This is a genomic window from Fictibacillus sp. S7, from assembly GCF_004127935.1.
Classification (GTDB): Bacteria; Bacillota; Bacilli; order Bacillales; family Fictibacillaceae; genus Fictibacillus_C; species Fictibacillus_C enclensis.
The window spans coordinates 2,695,268-2,711,773 of the sequence record NZ_QJKL01000001.1; the positions used below are offsets into that span (position 1 = coordinate 2,695,268).

Consider the following 16,506-nt stretch of genomic DNA (forward strand, 5'->3'; position numbering starts at 1 on the left):
TTGTCCGTTCTCAATACCATTTCATGAAATTGTTTCCTACATTTGATCTCCCCATAATCAAATTCTTCAGTCATCTCCATATCTAATACGAAACAAAGGCCGTGAAGTTTCAATATTTGTCTATCGTTCGTTAATTGGACACATAAAAGACGGCAGGCTCTTCGGCCGGCCGTCTTGTCCTGTTATTTTAAACATGCTTTGGTGCTTTATATGGTTTCGGAAGCTTAAACCCATGCTGGGCCATCACCTGGCGCAAACGGTCAGGATAATCGGTGATCAAGCCGTCGACTCCGTCATTAATGAGCTTGTTCATGGTTGGCTTATCATCCACCGTCCAAGGAATGACCTTCATCCCTGCCTTATGGGCTTCATCTACCATTTGCTTGGTCACGTAGGGCTCATAGTTTTCATCGGTAATCTTTCCATCCTGCGGGAAACTATGAACAGGTGAGATCGCATCTGCCCCAAACGAGTGGGCGGCCGCCACAAAGTCACCATTAAAGTCGTCAATATCAATGCCGCCAAGCCATGGGGAGGCGCCTGGCTGTCCAGGCTGCAGGAATTGCGGTCCGTTTGTCAGCGCCACAATCGGAAGACGGGGTTCGACTTCACGCATCCGCATAAGAGATCCCCAGTCAAAGCTTTGAATCGAAACACGGTTGAGCATTCCGGCTTCACGAACCTGGCGGGCGACGATTTGTACAAATTCTTCACGCGGAGCCGTCTCTTCCGGAGCACCGGCCTCTACTTTTGTTTCTATGTTCATCCATACCTTTTTCGCTTTGTACCGTTTCACAAGATCAAAAATATCCGTCAACAGCGGCATTTTGGCACCAGGGCTTGCCACCTGTCCCGGAAACTGGGACAGCGTAGAGGAACCACAGTCCAACGTCCGAATCTGACTCAGTGTCAGATTTTTTATGTATTTGCCAACATACGGGTATTCCGGATCGCCTGCAAAAGCGGGCTTTGTATCCCGGCATTTGGCCCCCGAAATTTGCCGGTCATGCGTAACAACTGCCTGGTGGTCTTCTGTAATTTGCACATCCAGCTCCAGCGTGCTCACCCCAAGCTCCAGAGCACGGGAAAAGGAAGCGATGGTGGATTCCACCGTAAGCCCGATTCCTCCGCGGTGGGCTTCCAGATCAAACCCCCTTTTCCCATAAGATTGATGGCCTTTATCAGCTGCTGAAACCGTTGGCCCCGCTCCAAAAACAGCCAGTGAACTGATCATGATTGTTGAAATAACCGTCCCTATAACCTTCTTTTTCATCTGCTTTTCTCCCCTTAAACGCTATAGTAGAATACGTTTCAAGTATAAAGGGCCTTTATAAACCCTTATTGAAGCAAATGTTAAGAAAACATATGGTTAGAGTTTCATTGTCATAAACACACTGTTCGGATCGTTGGTATAATGAGCAAACGGCCTACACTCCTCAAATCCGAAACGAGTGTAAAGCCTTCTCGCCGGTTCAAAGGCTTCCATGGAGCCGGTTTCAAGACTCAGCCGCTCATAGCCCCGATGTTTCGCTTCGGCAATGATATGTTGGAGAAGCTTCTGCGCTACTCCTTTTCTCAAATGGGAGGTTGCCGTGCGCATGGATTTGATTTCTCCATGCCGGGCGTCCAGTTCCTTTAATGCGCCACAGCCCATAAGCTCGCCGTCCGTCCATACACTCCAAAACGTGATATCCGGCTTCCGTAAGCCGTCCAGATTCAAGGCATGAATGCTTTCCGGGGGCGAATGCAGCTGCATTCCCTGAAGGTGCTCCCCAATCAGTGACCTGATTTCGGTTCCTGTTAAATCGTCTTCTCTTATAACCACTTTCGATTCCTCCCCACCCAAAATCTATTTCTATTTAGCGGTCTGATAATGTAATAACACATTGCCAGATTCAAACGCCTGGGTTCTTATCAGTGTCAGAGCGGTTTGTTTCATCCCCTGATACATCGCCTTCCCTTCGCCCGCAATGACAGGCGTCATAATCAGCATGTATTCATCAATTAGGCCTGCATTTCCCAACTGCTGCACGATTGATCCGCTTCCAAAAATCAAAATATTGGCGCCTTCTTCCTGCTTAACCCTTGTAATTACCTCTACCGGGTCACTCCTGTACAGCTCGGTATTTTCCCATGTGGCTTTTTTAATAGTTGTTGAAAAAACAATTTTGGTATTATCAGTGAGTACCTGGGCAACATCCTTTAAATACTGCGGAGTGTTGGGATCGTTGAGCATGGGCACCCAGCTTCGTTCAAACCCTCTATACGTATCTGCACCGAAGATGAAGGCTGATACTTCTTCTTCATCACTCCGGACCGCTTTGTCCACTTCCGGATCCTGAATGAACCAATCCATTCCAAACGCGGCTTCATTCAGACTCGCAAAATACCCGTCCACTGATACTCGGTTCAGCACCGTAATTTTCCGCATCATTCATCATCCTTTCCAAGATATAAACACTGCCGCTACTGAAGTCGATTAAGTATTTTTCATTCACCCCATTTTTTTGCCGCGGCCAAAAATGTATCATTGACCAGCTTTGCTTGTATTCATCTCTCCTATTTCTTCATCATGTTCAGCTGCCAGGAGACCCCATAGCGGTCCTCGACCCAGGAGAACTTTTCACTGATTGGTGTATCGGCAATCGGCATAAGCACCTTCCCGTTATCCGACAGTTTGTGGTGCATTTCCTCCAGCTCCTCACCGGAATCACATTCTATAAATAATGAAAGAGCGGGAGTGAACGTAAAACCATGCTCGATCATGCTGTCAATGGCCATCAGTTTTTGCCCTTTAATCGTAAACGTCGCATACAGCACCATCCCATTTTCCTGGTACAGAATGTTTCCAACTTCCGAATCCTTGAACGTGGACGTATAAAAACGGATCGCCTCTTCCGCTTTTCCCTCAAACAACAAAAACGGAGTTACCTTCTGCATCGTATCCTCTCCTTTCTACATAAATAAATTTTCAAGAACAAGCCTGTATTTCCTTTTTCTACAAAGGTTATTATTGATTTTTAACCAATCGAAATGGTAGCGTAAGGACTAGAAAAAGATGCAGAATACGAAAAAGGGGAAACAAAATTAATGATTTCCAGAGAAAGATTAGAAAACAACCAAGTTTGGCTGTATGTGATTGTACTGATCTCCGCATCCGGACTAGGATTAACCGCTCCTGATATTGGGGCCAAATTAGATGCCACCATTTCTTTTGTCATCGCTATCCTGATGTATAGCATGTTTTCACAGATTCCATTTACTTCTTTAAAAGAGTCATTGGCAAATCGCCGTTTTATTTGGGCTTTATTAACGGTGAACTATCTCGCTGTTCCTATTGTGGTATGGCTTCTATCAAAGTTACTGCCCGACTATCCGCCGTTATTGCTTGGAGTTTATCTGGTATTACTTACACCTTGTATTGATTATGTGATTGTTTTTACCGCTCTGGGAAGAGGAAACGAAAAGATCATCCTTACTTCTACGCCTATACTCTTCATTACACAGATGCTGCTGTTGCCACTGTATTTATGGCTGTTGATTGGAAATGAGGCGGCTGAAATCGTAGACCCCCGTCCATTCCTTGAAGCCTTTATTTTTCTCATTGTTATCCCTTTAGGACTTGCTGTGATCCTGCAGCTATTTGCAAGAAAGTCATCAGTCGGAAGTAAAATCATAGATACCTCAGCCTGGTTTCCTGTTCCATTCATGGCTCTTACGCTTTTTGTTGTTGTATCTTCTCAAATCGGCAAATTATCAACCAATATGGACCTGATTATCAAAGTCATTCCTGTCTATATTGCTTTTATGATCATCATGCCGTTCATTTCCAGGTTAATGGTCAAGTGGTTCAAGCTTGATATTGGATCTGGCCGCGCCCTGATTTTCAGCGGTTCTACACGCAATTCGCTTGTCGTGCTTCCTCTGGCATTATCCCTACCGGGTCAATTGAGCACATTGGTAGCGGCCATCATCGTAACACAAACCATCGTGGAGCTTGCCGGTGAACTCATTTATATCCGATTCGTTCCCAATATCCTTTTACGCGAACGTAAGGAAGCACCTTAATTTCAGATACAAAACAAAAAACCAACTCCTCAAAGTTGGTTTTTTTGTATTCCGTATTATTTTTTAAAACGGAACGGAACCGTAGCCACCACGACATCCCGCTTAAACAGCAGATAGGCCCGGATGAGCAGGCTCGACTGGTTATGCAGAATGTTATGCCAGTTCTTTTTGGTGATGAACTGCGGAATCAATACCGTTACCCGATAATTGTTTTCTTCCGCTTTGTTTTGAACTGTATCAATAAATTTCGTAAGCGGCATAATGATGCTTCGGTAGGAGGAATGCAGAGTAACGAGCCGCACATTTGGCTGCCACTTTTTCCATTTCTCTTCAAACGCATGTTCATCTTCCCGCTCAAATGCCACATAAACAGCAATAACCTGATCTGTGAGTGAAGTGGCAAAGTTAATTGAGTTTTCTACGACCTTCGTAATTCCTGCTACAGGAACAATAATTACATTTCCTTCAACAAGTTTTGGCGGCTGATTCGGATTGATGCGCAGCTGCTCACCCACAAGATCATAGTGCGTTTTGATTCGGTGAAACAGCAGAACGATAAGCGGCAGGAAAACGAGCACCGGCCACACTTGCGGAAATTTAGTTAAAAAGAACATGATGGTGACGATGAAACTAATGAGTGCTCCCGTAGCATTGGTAATCAGTTTAAGCACCCAGCCTTGTGGCTTTTCCCTCATCCATTTCAAGATCATCCCTGTCTGGGACAGGGTGAACGGGATAAACACACCAACCGCATACAGCGGGATAAGATGCTCCGTCTTCCCGTTGAACACAAGAAGAAGAAGGATCGCCGCCACCCCAAGCGTAATAATACCGTTGGAGTATCCGAGCCGGTCACCGCGAATCGTAAACATGCGCGGGATGAATTTATCCTTCGCCAGGTTTACCGCCAGAAGCGGAAAGGCCGAATAACCAGTATTTGCAGCCAAAACAAGGATTAATGCAGTTGTACCTTGAATAAAGAAATACATAAAGGTTCTGCCAAACGTGTCATCCGCAATTTGGGAGACAACCGTTTCTGTGGCATTCGGGGTGATGCCGTAATAATAGGCAAGGAACACAATCCCCGAGAACAGGATGGCCAATAGTCCTCCCATTGCCATAAGCGTTCGCGAGGCATTTCTTGGTGCAGGATCCTTAAAGTTTGGAATAGCATTTGAAATTGCTTCAACACCGGTAAGGGCGGAACTTCCTGAAGCAAAAGCTTTCAGCAGCAGGAAGAGGCTGATACCGGCAACTGGTGTACCGACCGGTGTGTGTAAGTTTTCAGGCACATGACCGGTAACAATGTTGTACGCACCAACTCCGATCATGACAATCAGGGCCACAACAAATAAGTAAACCGGATAAGCCAGAATGGAGGCTGACTCGGTGACTCCCCTCAAGTTCAGGGTAGTCAGAAACAGAACAAACACAATTGAAATTGGCAGATTATAGGGATGCAGACCAGGGAACGCAGAAGTAATCGCATCCGCACCCGCTGAAACACTAACGGCTACCGTTAATATGTAATCCACCAGCAGCGATCCGCCTGCAATTAATCCCGGATTTTTCCCGAGATTGTCCCTGGAAACCACATAAGCTCCTCCGCCATGCGGGTAGGCATAGATGATTTGCCGATAGGATAAGATGAGAGCAGTAAGCAGAATGAGTACACCAACGGCAATCGGAATGGAATACCAGAAGGCAGCTGCACTTATGGTAAATAAAACAATCAATATTTGTTCAGGCCCGTAGGCGACTGATGATAAAGCATCGGAAGAAAGAATCGCCAAAGCCTTCGTTTTATTCAGCCTCTGTTCACCCAGCTCAGTTGATTTGAGGGGTCTTCCGATCAATAACCTCTTCAAGGAATTTAACATATTGAATTCACCACCATTTAAAATTGATCTCTTGATGACTATAAAAAGGTATTAAAAAAGCCCACAAGCCGACGTAAATAGACCTGTGGACATTATAATTTTAGTCGCACAAGCTTCACCTTCTTGCCTCTAAAAACGCTTACGAGGTTAGCTGTCGGATTCGGGCCTCAAGAGTAGCCCTACCTTTAAAAGGATTCACCCCGTGGATGGATTTATGCATCCAGATGGTTCCCCCGCACACTAAGGTTTCAGCGATTTAAGAAATTGAAACTTCGTATATCATACTCCTGCTTTCGGCAATTGTAAATAAAAAGATTAAAACCTTTATTAATCGGTAATCTTATTTATAAAACCTTCGAAAATCTAATTATTTTTGAGAGGAGAGTATGTCATGATGGAAAAGAAAGAACCCCTTTTATCTGATGAATTTCTGGATACGCTGAAAAGGGAAATCAATGATCTGTATGGCGGTCCTGCTTTTGAACAAGGAGATGCTTCTGAGAAAATGGAAGCAGATTAAAAACAGCTCATGTTACTAGGTTGTACAAAGTAATGCTTTCTAAAATAAAAAATACCATTAGCTTTTCACTAATGGTATTTGATCGTATCGTTATTCTTTTTCGCCAACGACTGTAAAACGCTGATTTTCATGCTGTGGCTTTTCAATTTCATCCAGCACTGCAATCGCATAATCAGCATAGCTGATATAGCTCTCACCTTCAGAATTCAGGATCATCTGATCTTTCCCCTTTTGATAAGAACCGGTACGTTTGCCATTTGGATTGAAAAAGGCGGCGGGACTAAGATATGTCCAGTTGATCCCGTCTGAACCTTGCAATTCCTTCAAATTTTCAGCCGCCTTTGAAGCAGTTGGGTAATACGCTTCTGGAAAGTCAGGAGTTTCCAACATGCGGGTCGTTTGTGCCTCATCTACAAACAGGCTGCCTGCGCCTCCCACAACAAAAAGCTTGGTTTGTGAAGACCCTTTTAGAGCCTTGATTAAAAGATGGCCAACTTCAACGTGTTGATGCTCCTCTCCTGGTGGTGCATTAAACGCATTAACAACCACATCGAAGGCTTTTAAATCTTCCGTCTTCAGGTCGAAGATATTCTTTTCCAGTACATCTGCTTTCTCATTTTTGACCTTGCCGGCATTCCGGACAATGGCCGTCGCCTCATGTCCCCTTTCTATCGCTTCATTGATAATAAGACTTCCAACTTTACCAGTCGCACCAATAACTCCAATTTTCATCATCTGTTCCCTCCATTACAAAATTATGCTGTAATCATTTCGTTTACATGTAATCATTGTAATTACATGTAACCATTTTGTCAACAGGATGGATTTACGCTATAATAGTACTATAGGTTAAACGTTATCCGCTACTATAAGAAGGTGACCAATTTGTCCATCAGCAGCCGATTTTCTGTAGGCGTTCATATACTCTCTCTCTTAGAGATCTATAAAAATGAAACAAAATCATCTGAGTTTATCGCAGGAAGTGTAAATACCAATCCCGCGGTTATCCGAAAAATTATGGGAATGTTAAAAAATGCAGGGCTCGTCAACGTCAGGCCCGGAGTAGCTGGCGCAGAACTTGCGAAGAACCTCGATGAAATCACACTTCTGGATGTGTATAAGGCCGTCAACGTCGTCCAGGAAAATGAACTGTTCAGTGTTCATGACCACCCTAATCCTGAGTGTATGGTTGGCCGCAATATTCAGGAGACCATCTTCCCTATCCTGTCCATCGCTCAAAGCGCACTCGAAAAGGCATTGGGCAGCGTAACGATCGGGGATGTGGTAAAGGATATTGAAGAGAAAGAAAAAATAAACAGTAAGTGAAAAAGGCATCCCAGATCAAATGGATGCCTTTTAAATGGGTTTATCGTTCTGAAGAGCAGTGATTACCTTTTCAACCGTGTTATAAACGTCAGAAAGCCTATTATAAAGCTAAGTCTCCTCTTATAGATCTTCTGGCAACCGGTTGAGATACATTTCGAGTGCATCGTCATTGTCCTTCAGTACCGCAATGGTTTTGGGATGCGGAGCGGTATAAATAACCAGATAATCTTTTTCTCCCTGCTCCATTTGAACAGGAAAAGCCAGTTTTTCCTTATCGACGGAAAATTCCGCAGTCACTCCTTCTTTATTGCCTCTAGCGTCAAGGCGTATCCATTTCTTCATTGATGTTAGATAGACCCCGTTTAATGCATGAATGCAATATCCCTTTTCAGGTGTATCAAAAAGCATCAGCCGTTGATAGCAGAAGCCTGCAGGTATTCCTTCCCTTCTCAACAGTGCAGCCAACAGATTGGATTTGGCATAGCAAATTCCCTCTTTATGTGTAAGAACTTCAGACGCGGAACAGGTGACCCTCCTGCTTTGGATATCCCACGAGTGTGCAATCTCGTCCCGAACGTATTTAAAGCCCGTTTTTAACTTTTCCAGTTCAGATTGAGAGGGGTGAAAAAGCCTGTCGGCCAAAGCGGCAATAGCCTGATCGGAAAAGTCCACTTCTTTCGTTTCAACTAAATAATGGCCCAGTTGTTCTGACTCACAAATCATATTGCTCTCCTTATGTATAAATTTTTACGAGCTTTCCTATAATCCATACAAAAATCAAAGCCCAAACGAGCAGAATGAGTCCGCCTGCCATCCAGTTCTTCGGCTTTTTCTGTCTGATCAGTTCTTCTGCCCTTTCCTCACAATCGTTCAGAACATGATTGGGTATCATTTTCAAAGCCAGCCAGATCCCAGCAGGTACCAGGATGATATCATCCAATAACCCAAGAACAGGTATAAAGTCAGGAATAAGATCAATCGGGCTGAAAGCATAAGCTACCACCATTGCGGTAAATGCTTTAGCATACCAAGAGACCCTGTTATCTCTGCAGGCAAAGTACAAAATATAAATCTGTCGTTTCAGTTTTCTAGCCCAGGATTTTAATTTATTCATAGGTCCTCCATACATGGGTGATTTCCTTTGCTTCTTCACTAGCCAGACTAAATCCTCTTTCAAATATATTCCATTGCTAAAGAAAACCGCTTAAACTCTTTTGCATAAAAAAACAGGCCGCTGTATGCAGCCTGCCTTACTTAGTTATTAATATACTTTTCAAATACATAGCCGTAATCTTTCACATGGTACTCTTTGCGGCTTTCCATTAGCCACGTAAAAGCGGCATCGTTCAACTGGTTGAAGCTTTCCACCAATTCATTCTCCTTGCTTTGGACGCGGCTGAGCGTCGTGGATGCCACATTGATGCTCTGCTGGGCATATTGCAGGGCAAACTCGTTCTCATAAGCGATCTCCGCAATTTTACTTAGGGATTTATACAAATCTTTTAACTCTTCAATGTGTTTCTTGTGCACATCGATGGAAAATGGAACCGATCCAATTACAAACTTGATCTCCACGTCGAGGTCCACCGTTCCCGCAGTTTCCAAAGAAACGTTGGAAATCGTGTTCTCGCTGTAGCTGTACCGGTGGAGCATTCGTTTTTTGCTGACGGCGCTTGTTCCATCCAGATGGATGAGCGCGCGGTTCGTAAAGCAGTATTCATCTGTTTTTGACTTGATCAGAAAATAAATCTTCTCATTGTCCTCATGAAAGACGTAATCATCGGCGTCCACCTTGTCGTAATCGGCCGGCTTGATCACACTCCCGACATCACTTAATCCCAATGCATCTGAAGCTAGGCGCTTTAACATGTTTTCTTCCTCTCCTTGTTACGGTCTATCCTATATACGATATCACATTTTAAAAAGTTTCAGTGTTTAGTGGACACCGTTTTCCGGATTCCAGCTGCCCTGCTTTTTACGGGCGAACAAAATCTGGCCGGTATGATAGGCCACATGAATGGTGAGGTTAGCGATGACACTGCCCCATGCTGCTTCCCGGTTTCGATAGGCATTCTCGTCAAACCGCGCTTCGTCCGCCTCTTCCACTGCTTTATACCACTGCGCGGTAAGATTATTCAGCTTATCCACCGTCTGCTTCCAGTCCAGCTCTTCGTGATCCTGAAATGTATCATCATTCTCCAGGCTCACACCCGTTGCTGGTTCCGCACTGCGAAAGCGGTTTAAATAAAGTTCATTCCAATAAATGAGATGATTGGCGATTTCGCGAATCGAATTGCTTTCCGCCGTTTCTTTCCATGCCGCCTGCTCATCTGTCAGCCCCACGAGAGAGTTTTTCAACGATACGAACCAGTGATTGTTTTCTAACGCATCCAGCTGTTCGAGCAGCACTTCTTTTGCATTCATTTTACGGCCTCCCTGGTAACTGATTTGGATGTTGTAAAGGTCTGATACCGAACCTGATCGGTTTCAGAAAACTGATCGGTAAATTCTCCGTTTGTATAGTCATCAATGATCCGGACCCAAAAGGATTGTGCCGGTTTGTTCTTTGGAATCTGCGCCACATCCCATTTGCCCGGAAACCGGTCAAACGTAAGGAAGGCCGCTTGTCGGCCAATCCCCATTTTGCGGTACTTCTTCATAACAAAAAACTCAGCGATCGCATACGTATCTCTGATTTTGCGGACAAGCACAAATCCCGCATACCGGGTGTCCACTTTTATAAAAAAGGGATAACGCCCTTCCTCTCGCCAGTATTCATCCAAATAGGCATAGCCATACTGACCGTTTTCATTTAGATCCGAGCTATCAAATTCACTAAAATCATAGCGGTACAGCTCCAGCATTTGCTTTAGTACATTCTTTTTTTCCAGAGTTGCTTTTTCAAGTATCAGTTCCATTGGGCATCCCTCCTCCGGGCGTCATATTTCCCCATCCATTACATTCTCTTCTGCTGTTTGGAATCCTTTTTCACGCATGAAAAAAGACAGGCAGCAAAAAAGCTGCCTGTCTGAAATCGTTTAACCGTTGACGACCATGCCGCCATTAATATGAATCACTTGTCCCGACATGTAAGAAGAATCTTCTGAAGCCAAAAGCACATAGCCCGGTGCCAGCTCCTCCGGCTGACCAACCCGTTTCATGGGAGTTTCCTGGCCAAAGGTATCCACCGTAGATCTTGGCTGGCTCGCCGGAATAAGTGGTGTCCAAATCGGTCCCGGCGAAATTCCATTTACCCGGATGCCCCGGTCGACAAGCTGAAGCGAGAGTGATCTCATAAAGCCAAGAACAGCCGCCTTGGAGGATGCATAATCCAACCCGTTCTTCTGCCCCTTGTAGGCCGAGTCGGAGGTCGTGAAGATAATGGTACTGCCTTCTTTCAAATGCGGTACGGCCTCTTTGGTGATGTAGAACGCGCCAAACACATTTGTTTCAAAGGTGGTGACAAAGTCCTCACAATGAACATCCTCAATCTGGTCCTTCAAGATTGCTGTAGCGGCATTGCTGACGAGAATATCGAGCTTGCCGAATTTCTCAATCGTCTTCTGAATCGCTTCCTTGGCGAACGCTTCCTTCCGCAAATCTCCCGGAATAAGAAGACATTCTACTCCTTCTTTTTCCACCTCTTCTTTTGTAAACTCGGCATCCCGGTGCTCGTCGTAATATACGATAACCACATGGGCGCCTTCCTTCGCATATAACGAAGCGACAGCCCGTCCGATCCCGCTGTCGCCTCCGGTAATCAGTGCCACTTTATCCTTTAATTTGCCTGATCCCTTATATTCCGCACGGTCGAATTGCGGACGCAAATACATGTTCTCTTCAATGCCCGGCAGCCGGTTTTGCTGTTCGGGTGGTGTATCGGTCGGATAACGGCGTTGATCCTGGTCCATAATGTAGCCTCCCTGTCTGATTGGAAAATTTAACAATGTACTTTTCCACATCCTGCGGGGAGATAAACCACAGTTCGTTATCTTCACTTGTTTTTTCTTCCATTATTTTTTAGTTTCGGTACATTCCCCGGTCATCTGACAAAGTTTAATAGTCTTGTTTTGGTTACCATCCCCGCCCGTTCCAGCGTCTTTTTGGAGTTGGTATTGTAGTACCAGCAGCCGCAAATAGGAATCATGTGATGTTCATAGCACCATTGTTTCAAATGATGGATGATGGTTTGACCGACTCCCTGCTGACGATAAGATTCTTTAGTGAACATACCGATGCTGGCATATCCGTTGAGGAGCTTGCTGCGTTCAAAGACTCCGACTCCAAGCAGAGTATCGTCCATCGTGAAGGTAAACAGTTCTTCTTTTTCTGCCATTTCATCTGCCTGCTGAAAAAAATCGGCGGAAATCGCTATGATTCCAGGAACATCCTCTTCTCTTGCCAGCCGGAACTCCCCGCCGGAATAAAGACTTTCTGACGCTCTCTGTTGTTTACTGTCCTGAAAGAAATAGGCCTGTTTTTCGATCTTAAAATCCTGATCCAACGCCAAACCCAAAAAGAGTTCGTCACATGTTGGAACAAATAATGAACGAATAAAATAGCACTCCAGCACTTGTTTAAACGTATCCTGCGCAAGATGAAGGTGTGATTGCCGGATATAAAACTGGGTCATCTTTTCGTTATTATGAATGGCAAAATACCCAATCATGAAGGAGCCGGCGTAAATCTGATAAAACTTCGAATTCAAAATATGATTTTCTAAAAAGGAATCGATGGGCGAGCTTAAAGTTTGTATGTATTCTTCCATTAAATCTTTTACATCATCCCTGTTGCATTCTTTAAAAGGATTCATGTTCTGCCTCCCTATCATCTTCTGCTGAATCCTTCTCCGGCTCTTACGGAATTCCTTCTCCGAGCTGAATGGAAAAAAAAGAGCCGTTCAAGGACGGCCCTTATGCTACAGCACACTGTTCTTCACAGAGTTTGAATCGATGACATCCTGATCAGCCACCCAGATGATCGGCAGGTTAACGACGGTAAGGTCACCGTTGTCCTCCCCGAATCCCTGATTGATTTTGTTTGAGCTGAACAGGTCTAGCTGCTGGACCGGCCCAAAGCCAAGAGTGGCTGAGCGGTCCATTGTATTGACTTTAAACCCAAGCATGTTGACGACCATGGGTGAAAACAGCACCATGTGAACCTCCTGCTTTTTTGTCAGACCTTCTCAATCAGCGATGGAATTTCCCGCCCGTAGGATGATTGCGTAACCGGTGAATCGACGGCATCACGGTCATCCACTGAATTGTCGTTTCCAATAAACCTCGCATCATCCCCAAAGCTTTGGCCAAACCCCTGATTTTTTTTATCTGAATTGTGCCAGTCAGACAAGTAATTCTCTCCGATATTAACCGCCGACGCATTTTCAAAGGAATTAATTTTAAAAAGAAAAATATTTATAACAATAGAAGGTGAACCCACTAATTTCTCCCTCCTTTTCCCCTAAATATATGTTTGTTCCCTGTAAATATGTTTGCTTGAATCCGGAGGTGGCAACGAATGGACGTCGATAAACTGAAACAGTGGCTGGAGCTGGCGCAAAAGGTACAGGGAAACGATTTTTGGAACAGTATCTTTGATGGCCCGCCTGGCGGACAAATTGCCCAGGTCAATAACCAGCAGGATGCACGGCACCGGTATAACCATTACCAGCCCAACCAGAGTGCACCGTCCTCTGAGGCGGAATTTCCTAAGGTCGATATTTATACGAACAACCGGGAATGGATGGTTGTGGTTGATCTGCCCGGCATCCGGAAGGAAGATGTGAATCTCTCCATGTCTGCCAACAACCTGACGATCAAAGGAGTGCTTCACTCTCCCTACAAGGATGCTACAGTGGTTAAAGCGGAACGGCCAACCGGTCATTTTGAGCGGACCATTCAACTTCCCGAGCTGATCAATGAGACCCGTACGGCTGCCCGATTTTTCAATGGGGTGCTGGAAGTAAGGATCATGCGCAACCTGGCGCCTGAACGGAATATCCGGATTGATTAGCGGTGATTGTTTTTCGCGTCACTATCGATCACATCATTATCGTTCGTTCTGTATGTCTCACCCGTATGCTGAGGAAAATCCCCATTGCTCTCGCCAAAAGCCGAATTCTTTTTCGTCGTATTATAGACCCGGCTTCGAACCGTCTGGCCAAACGAAAGCAAGCAATTGTTACCCATTTTGTTCAGATCGAGAAACCCAAGATTCACTTTAGATGAGGAAAATTTCATTTGTATCCTTCCTTTCTCTTTTTGGATAACGGAGAAAACAGACATGTTCTCCTTTTATATTCATAGACTAGAGTACAAGCCGATCATCAATGCTAACGGAAGCGCGGGGTAGCCTATGCCTTTTTTTAAAACCATACTCAACGCCATTACAAATCATGATAAAAACATGGAAGTAATTCACCTGCACCTTAAACAGCTGCAGGCCGAGCTTTCGGAATTAAAAAAGAACAACGACAGCACGCCGCCTGTTGTCATAGAACATATCAATATTGAAACCCTGAGAATTGATAAATACGACCTGACCAATAATTTTGCCAACCTTGGCATCAAGGATCTGAACGGCAAATTGAACATCGGGGCCAACTATGGCCAGGGAATGAGCCTGCATTCGGACAGTGACGAATCCAAAAACGCCCGGAACGTCATGAAAAAAATGACCGAGAAAAAAGAAAAAGTCAAACAAAAAAAGGACGGACCGAGCTATTCGATCAAAGGCCGTCCTTCACATAAAGGGACTGAATAGTTCTCGTGCTATTCAGTCCTTATTTTGTTCATTTCCTTATCGTTTCCTGTATCCGCTCAAATACGTCAGTATAATAATCCACTTGATCCACGAAGTCTGTTTTGTCCACTCGCGTTTTCTGTTGATCCGGATAAACCTCAACAGCTTTGATTTCCTGTTTGTTCCCTTTGAACAGATCAACACCATCCTGCAGCCTGATTTTATAAATGGCATCGACTTCTTCTTTTTGAAGAGTAAAGGCCGGCATCCGGTCGCAATTGTACAAATAAACATGGCAAAATTCACGGTCCCACATAGCATCCTGTTTGATTTCCGTTTTAATGATTCCAAGTGGAATGAGCTCTTCAAAAGAAACGGAAACGCCAAGTTCCTCCTCGATCTCCCTTGTCCCATCGTGAACCCGTTCATCAGCCATTAAATGTCCGGCCGAAGTAATATCCAACAGGTTCGGATAATCCTTTTTCACTTCTGCTCGTTTTTGGAGCAAAATATAACGCTCTGAACCTTCCAACAAAGTAAACCAGCAATGAAACGTTTCATGCCATACCCCGTCTCTATGTACATGTTCTCTTGTTTTCTGTCCAACACACTTCATCTGATCATCAAATATTCTTACAACCTCACAGCTCATATTTTATGGCTCCTTCAAAAGTGGTCTAGTATCCATTTCATTGTATCAGTTTATAACATTAATAGACCGACTCCCAGAGAGCCAGCCTCATTTTCAGTCTTCTATATGAAATTTGTCTTTTAGTGACTTGCATGAAACAATCAAAACAGATGCTGCTCCCACCAATACCAGAAAACTTATCCATGGATTGGCTTCGGCTTCCCTCATAAAATTCCCCACCAGGCTGGCTTCTTGATATTTGTGTTCCCGGATGGCCTTTATATATTTTCCGCCAGGCTCCTGAACGGCAATCGCTTTGTCAGTGCTGATGCCTTTGATCTCGAAATACTTTGTTCCTTTTTTATATTGATTGGAGAAGTTTCCAGTGTATGCTCCTTCTTGGTCGGAATACTTTGTCACCTCACCGATCTCTTTCCCTACTTGATCCACATATTCCTCACTAATTGAATATGTGTAATGATCCCAGACCACAAAAGGATAGGTCCAACTGGCTGAAACATGACTTCCTGAAAAAAATTGAACTGCCAGAAGCAAGGCAAAAATGAATGAAACACTTTTTAGCATTTTCATAAGCTGTCCCCTTCTATTCAATCGAATTAGCAATTCCCAAAAGCTCTTTTTTTAGCTGTTTTTGGGTGTATTCTGAGGCAAACATGTGCCGAAGATCATACTCCTCCCCATCCCGAACCCAAAACAGCTCGGCATAGTTTCCAAAGTAGGCAAAGTATGCTTTTGTCCCATCAGCCAGCTTTAGCGTTTCTTCATATTTATTTTGCTTGATCAAATCACTCACTAAATTTTTATGGTTGAAAATTTTAATCGCAATAAAGCCTTTTTGCGTATTTTCGTCTTTCCTTATGTACTGCATCTCCAGCTGAAGTTTTTCTTTTTTTCCCCAATCGGTAATCACCACTTTGGGCTTTTTGTACTTGTATGGAATGTATTGTGGAAGGTGTGCCTTAAACGGTAGAACATTCTCGCTTTTATCAATGGAAACCGGTTTGTATGACCGTGGATAATGACCTTTCGAATGCGTTTCCAGCTTGAGTTCGCCATCCGCCAGCATGGAACCCTGACATGAAGTTAACACGGTTACAAGCAATGCCGCTGCAACTGCCCCTGCCTTTCTCAATGCCCCACCCCCGATTCTGTTACCTGAATCATACCATTTTTCCAGGGTCTTCCGGACAGGCAATCGTACGCAAGTTTCGACGTTTTTTGTGCATGTAAAAAAGCCCTCTCACGCGTTGTGCGGAGAGGGTTTTAGTTGGTTTGTCGATTTTTTCTAAAGAAGTTGGAGAAAATTAATAAAATGATTC

24 protein-coding genes and 1 riboswitch are annotated in these 16,506 nt (G+C 44.3%); of the genes, 5 read left to right on the plus strand and 19 right to left on the minus strand.

Annotated elements, in window-relative coordinates; genetic code table 11:
- Positions 1–187 precede the first annotated feature (187 nt).
- The 4 genes from DMO16_RS13890 to DMO16_RS13905 form a co-directional block, all read right to left on the minus strand.
- Positions 188–1,273, minus strand: a complete 1,086-nt coding sequence (locus DMO16_RS13890; RefSeq protein WP_129478156.1) for a glycerophosphodiester phosphodiesterase — start codon at positions 1,271–1,273, stop codon at positions 188–190.
- Between the two features lie 96 nt (positions 1,274–1,369).
- A complete protein-coding gene (locus DMO16_RS13895) occupies positions 1,370–1,825 on the minus strand; it encodes a GNAT family N-acetyltransferase (protein WP_061974912.1) in 456 nt (151 codons plus the stop codon).
- A gap of 30 nt (positions 1,826–1,855) precedes the next feature.
- The gene (locus DMO16_RS13900) at positions 1,856–2,431 is read right to left on the minus strand and encodes a dihydrofolate reductase family protein (RefSeq protein ID WP_061974914.1); all 576 of its coding nucleotides are present in this window, start codon (positions 2,429–2,431) and stop codon (positions 1,856–1,858) included.
- Positions 2,432–2,559: 128 nt separating this feature from the next.
- Complete coding sequence (locus DMO16_RS13905; protein ID WP_129478158.1) at positions 2,560–2,940, minus strand: VOC family protein; 381 nt, start codon at positions 2,938–2,940, stop codon at positions 2,560–2,562.
- 150 nt (positions 2,941–3,090) lie between these two features.
- Between DMO16_RS13905 and DMO16_RS13910 the strand changes: the two genes are divergently transcribed.
- Positions 3,091–4,068: an arsenic resistance protein gene (locus DMO16_RS13910; protein WP_129478161.1), complete on the plus strand. Its 978-nt coding sequence runs from the start codon at positions 3,091–3,093 to the stop codon at positions 4,066–4,068.
- Between the two features lie 56 nt (positions 4,069–4,124).
- Here the strand turns inward: DMO16_RS13910 and DMO16_RS13915 are convergent, their stop codons facing one another.
- The gene (locus tag DMO16_RS13915; RefSeq protein WP_129478163.1) at positions 4,125–5,948 is read right to left on the minus strand and encodes an APC family permease; all 1,824 of its coding nucleotides are present in this window, start codon (positions 5,946–5,948) and stop codon (positions 4,125–4,127) included.
- A 120-nt stretch (positions 5,949–6,068) separates the two neighbouring features.
- Positions 6,069–6,212: riboswitch (cyclic di-AMP (ydaO/yuaA leader) on the minus strand.
- 127 nt (positions 6,213–6,339) lie between these two features.
- Between DMO16_RS13915 and DMO16_RS13920 the strand changes: the two genes are divergently transcribed.
- Entirely contained in the window at positions 6,340–6,468 is a 129-nt protein-coding gene (locus tag DMO16_RS13920; RefSeq protein WP_129478166.1) for a hypothetical protein, read from the plus strand.
- Positions 6,469–6,558: 90 nt separating this feature from the next.
- Here the strand turns inward: DMO16_RS13920 and DMO16_RS13925 are convergent, their stop codons facing one another.
- Positions 6,559–7,200, minus strand: a complete 642-nt coding sequence (locus tag DMO16_RS13925) for an NAD(P)-dependent oxidoreductase (protein ID WP_129480399.1) — start codon at positions 7,198–7,200, stop codon at positions 6,559–6,561.
- 153 nt (positions 7,201–7,353) lie between these two features.
- Here DMO16_RS13925 and DMO16_RS13930 point away from each other — a divergent pair, with 153 nt between their 5' ends.
- Entirely contained in the window at positions 7,354–7,794 is a 441-nt protein-coding gene (locus tag DMO16_RS13930) for an Rrf2 family transcriptional regulator (protein WP_129478168.1), read from the plus strand.
- A 120-nt stretch (positions 7,795–7,914) separates the two neighbouring features.
- Here DMO16_RS13930 and DMO16_RS13935 read toward each other — a convergent pair whose 3' ends face one another.
- The 9 genes from DMO16_RS13935 to DMO16_RS13975 form a co-directional block, all read right to left on the minus strand.
- The gene (locus tag DMO16_RS13935) at positions 7,915–8,517 is read right to left on the minus strand and encodes a transglutaminase-like domain-containing protein (RefSeq protein ID WP_129478170.1); all 603 of its coding nucleotides are present in this window, start codon (positions 8,515–8,517) and stop codon (positions 7,915–7,917) included.
- Between the two features lie 10 nt (positions 8,518–8,527).
- Positions 8,528–8,908: a YkvA family protein gene (locus tag DMO16_RS13940; protein WP_129478172.1), complete on the minus strand. Its 381-nt coding sequence runs from the start codon at positions 8,906–8,908 to the stop codon at positions 8,528–8,530.
- Positions 8,909–9,048: 140 nt separating this feature from the next.
- A complete protein-coding gene (locus tag DMO16_RS13945; RefSeq protein ID WP_129478174.1) occupies positions 9,049–9,663 on the minus strand; it encodes a PH domain-containing protein in 615 nt (204 codons plus the stop codon).
- Between the two features lie 66 nt (positions 9,664–9,729).
- Positions 9,730–10,218 (minus strand): DinB family protein, encoded by a 489-nt coding sequence (locus DMO16_RS13950; protein ID WP_061974930.1) that lies wholly within the window; start codon positions 10,216–10,218, stop codon positions 9,730–9,732.
- Positions 10,215–10,712, minus strand: a complete 498-nt coding sequence (locus DMO16_RS13955) for a GNAT family N-acetyltransferase (RefSeq protein ID WP_206738104.1) — start codon at positions 10,710–10,712, stop codon at positions 10,215–10,217. Before DMO16_RS13955 ends, DMO16_RS13950 begins: the two co-directional genes overlap by 4 nt.
- Before the next feature lie 120 nt (positions 10,713–10,832).
- Positions 10,833–11,705, minus strand: a complete 873-nt coding sequence (locus DMO16_RS13960) for an SDR family oxidoreductase (protein ID WP_129478176.1) — start codon at positions 11,703–11,705, stop codon at positions 10,833–10,835.
- A gap of 131 nt (positions 11,706–11,836) precedes the next feature.
- A complete protein-coding gene (locus tag DMO16_RS13965) occupies positions 11,837–12,607 on the minus strand; it encodes a GNAT family N-acetyltransferase (protein WP_129478178.1) in 771 nt (256 codons plus the stop codon).
- A gap of 105 nt (positions 12,608–12,712) precedes the next feature.
- Positions 12,713–12,946 carry a hypothetical protein gene (locus tag DMO16_RS13970; RefSeq protein WP_061975071.1) on the minus strand — a complete coding sequence of 78 codons (234 nt, stop codon included), beginning with the start codon at positions 12,944–12,946 and terminating at the stop codon, positions 12,713–12,715.
- A gap of 23 nt (positions 12,947–12,969) precedes the next feature.
- Complete coding sequence (locus DMO16_RS13975) at positions 12,970–13,233, minus strand: hypothetical protein (protein ID WP_061974938.1); 264 nt, start codon at positions 13,231–13,233, stop codon at positions 12,970–12,972.
- A gap of 78 nt (positions 13,234–13,311) precedes the next feature.
- Between DMO16_RS13975 and DMO16_RS13980 the strand changes: the two genes are divergently transcribed.
- Positions 13,312–13,806 (plus strand): Hsp20/alpha crystallin family protein, encoded by a 495-nt coding sequence (locus tag DMO16_RS13980; protein WP_061974940.1) that lies wholly within the window; start codon positions 13,312–13,314, stop codon positions 13,804–13,806.
- Here the strand turns inward: DMO16_RS13980 and DMO16_RS13985 are convergent.
- Positions 13,803–14,033: a hypothetical protein gene (locus DMO16_RS13985; protein ID WP_164988928.1), complete on the minus strand. Its 231-nt coding sequence runs from the start codon at positions 14,031–14,033 to the stop codon at positions 13,803–13,805. The two genes, DMO16_RS13980 and DMO16_RS13985, sit on opposite strands and share 4 nt — an antisense overlap.
- A 115-nt stretch (positions 14,034–14,148) precedes the next feature.
- On the opposite strand from DMO16_RS13985, the gene DMO16_RS13990 reads away from it, so the two are divergent.
- Positions 14,149–14,556 carry a hypothetical protein gene (locus DMO16_RS13990; protein WP_129478182.1) on the plus strand — a complete coding sequence of 136 codons (408 nt, stop codon included), beginning with the start codon at positions 14,149–14,151 and terminating at the stop codon, positions 14,554–14,556.
- 28 nt (positions 14,557–14,584) lie between these two features.
- Here DMO16_RS13990 and DMO16_RS13995 read toward each other — a convergent pair whose 3' ends face one another.
- The 3 genes from DMO16_RS13995 to DMO16_RS14005 all read right to left on the minus strand — a co-directional run bounded on the left by DMO16_RS13995 (position 14,585) and on the right by DMO16_RS14005 (position 16,319).
- Positions 14,585–15,187 carry an NUDIX hydrolase gene (locus tag DMO16_RS13995; protein ID WP_129478184.1) on the minus strand — a complete coding sequence of 201 codons (603 nt, stop codon included), beginning with the start codon at positions 15,185–15,187 and terminating at the stop codon, positions 14,585–14,587.
- A 93-nt stretch (positions 15,188–15,280) separates the two neighbouring features.
- Positions 15,281–15,757, minus strand: a complete 477-nt coding sequence (locus DMO16_RS14000) for a hypothetical protein (protein WP_061974947.1) — start codon at positions 15,755–15,757, stop codon at positions 15,281–15,283.
- Between the two features lie 13 nt (positions 15,758–15,770).
- Complete coding sequence (locus DMO16_RS14005) at positions 15,771–16,319, minus strand: hypothetical protein (protein WP_129478186.1); 549 nt, start codon at positions 16,317–16,319, stop codon at positions 15,771–15,773.
- Positions 16,320–16,506 lie beyond the last annotated feature (187 nt).

What these genes read in the sequence shown, in the direction of transcription:
- DMO16_RS13890 (WP_129478156.1), bottom strand. Translation starts at nt 1,273, where the DNA reads ATGAAAAAGAAGGTTATAGGGACGGTTATTTCAACAATCATGATCAGT.
- DMO16_RS13900 (WP_061974914.1), bottom strand. Translation starts at nt 2,431, where the DNA reads ATGCGGAAAATTACGGTGCTGAACCGAGTATCAGTGGACGGGTATTTT.
- DMO16_RS13905 (WP_129478158.1), bottom strand. Translation starts at nt 2,940, where the DNA reads ATGCAGAAGGTAACTCCGTTTTTGTTGTTTGAGGGAAAAGCGGAAGAG.
- DMO16_RS13910 (WP_129478161.1), top strand. Translation starts at nt 3,091, where the DNA reads ATGATTTCCAGAGAAAGATTAGAAAACAACCAAGTTTGGCTGTATGTG.
- DMO16_RS13915 (WP_129478163.1), bottom strand. Translation starts at nt 5,948, where the DNA reads ATGTTAAATTCCTTGAAGAGGTTATTGATCGGAAGACCCCTCAAATCA.
- DMO16_RS13920 (WP_129478166.1), top strand. Translation starts at nt 6,340, where the DNA reads ATGATGGAAAAGAAAGAACCCCTTTTATCTGATGAATTTCTGGATACG.
- DMO16_RS13925 (WP_129480399.1), bottom strand. Translation starts at nt 7,200, where the DNA reads ATGAAAATTGGAGTTATTGGTGCGACTGGTAAAGTTGGAAGTCTTATT.
- DMO16_RS13935 (WP_129478170.1), bottom strand. Translation starts at nt 8,517, where the DNA reads ATGATTTGTGAGTCAGAACAACTGGGCCATTATTTAGTTGAAACGAAA.
- DMO16_RS13940 (WP_129478172.1), bottom strand. Translation starts at nt 8,908, where the DNA reads ATGAATAAATTAAAATCCTGGGCTAGAAAACTGAAACGACAGATTTAT.
- DMO16_RS13945 (WP_129478174.1), bottom strand. Translation starts at nt 9,663, where the DNA reads ATGTTAAAGCGCCTAGCTTCAGATGCATTGGGATTAAGTGATGTCGGG.
- DMO16_RS13950 (WP_061974930.1), bottom strand. Translation starts at nt 10,218, where the DNA reads ATGAATGCAAAAGAAGTGCTGCTCGAACAGCTGGATGCGTTAGAAAAC.
- DMO16_RS13955 (WP_206738104.1), bottom strand. Translation starts at nt 10,712, where the DNA reads ATGGAACTGATACTTGAAAAAGCAACTCTGGAAAAAAAGAATGTACTA.
- DMO16_RS13960 (WP_129478176.1), bottom strand. Translation starts at nt 11,705, where the DNA reads ATGGACCAGGATCAACGCCGTTATCCGACCGATACACCACCCGAACAG.
- DMO16_RS13965 (WP_129478178.1), bottom strand. Translation starts at nt 12,607, where the DNA reads ATGAATCCTTTTAAAGAATGCAACAGGGATGATGTAAAAGATTTAATG.
- DMO16_RS13980 (WP_061974940.1), top strand. Translation starts at nt 13,312, where the DNA reads ATGGACGTCGATAAACTGAAACAGTGGCTGGAGCTGGCGCAAAAGGTA.
- DMO16_RS13985 (WP_164988928.1), bottom strand. Translation starts at nt 14,033, where the DNA reads ATGAAATTTTCCTCATCTAAAGTGAATCTTGGGTTTCTCGATCTGAAC.
- DMO16_RS13990 (WP_129478182.1), top strand. Translation starts at nt 14,149, where the DNA reads ATGCCTTTTTTTAAAACCATACTCAACGCCATTACAAATCATGATAAA.
- DMO16_RS13995 (WP_129478184.1), bottom strand. Translation starts at nt 15,187, where the DNA reads ATGAGCTGTGAGGTTGTAAGAATATTTGATGATCAGATGAAGTGTGTT.
- DMO16_RS14000 (WP_061974947.1), bottom strand. Translation starts at nt 15,757, where the DNA reads ATGAAAATGCTAAAAAGTGTTTCATTCATTTTTGCCTTGCTTCTGGCA.